Raw genomic sequence first — 627 nt, 5'->3', positions numbered from 1 at the left:
CGCGCGACGAAGGCTGGGACGTGCTCGCGCTGCAGGCGGCGGTCTCGCTGCCGCTCTGCACCGCCGCCCAGGGCGCGACCGCCTGCGTCGCCGGTTGCAGTTCCACGCCGCGACCGCCGGCCACCGCCTGCCAGCGCAGCGCGTGGGTGGCGCATAGTGGGGTCCTGTCGTCCAGGCGCGGGCAGAAGCCCAGCGACAGCGCCGACACGAAGCTGCCGGCCGGCGCCTGCGCCATCACCCCGTAGGCGAAGGCGGCCCGAGATGCGCCGGCACCGACCAGCATCGGCTCCAGGTAGGTCGGCAGCTTCTCGATGGCCTGCACCTGGTGGGCCAGGTTCTCGAAGGCGCCCGCCGCGTACAGGCAGCTGCCGCCCTGCGCCTCGAGCCGGCGATGGAACGGCGCCAGCGGCACGGCTGCCACCAGGGCGCCGGCCTTCGTCATGGACTGCGCCAGTTGCCGCTCGGTCGCGTCGGGCCCGGCCTCGTCGGCCAGCAGCAGCACGAACTGCTTCACCTCGCCCGCGGGCCGAAAGACCTGCACGCCGGTGAACAGGCCGTGCGACACCGTCTGCGCGCCGCGGCGGCCGGCTCTGCACGGTGCCGACGCCGGCGGCGCCGGCCGGGCCG

General features: G+C 75.8%; 1 pseudogene. It reads right to left on the bottom strand.

Going from position 1 to position 627, the window contains the following annotated elements:
• A pseudogene (locus Y694_RS22155) lies at window positions 1-565 on the bottom strand (type IV secretion system protein VirJ); the annotation flags it as partial.
• Between the last annotated feature and the right edge of the window lie 62 nt (window positions 566-627).

Origin of the sequence: Methylibium sp. T29-B, assembly GCF_000576225.1 — a bacterium.
Classification (GTDB): domain Bacteria; phylum Pseudomonadota; class Gammaproteobacteria; order Burkholderiales; family Burkholderiaceae_C; genus Methylibium; species Methylibium petroleiphilum.
Note: the sequence above shows the minus strand (reverse complement) of the source record. Positions and strands in the feature narration are given on the sequence as shown.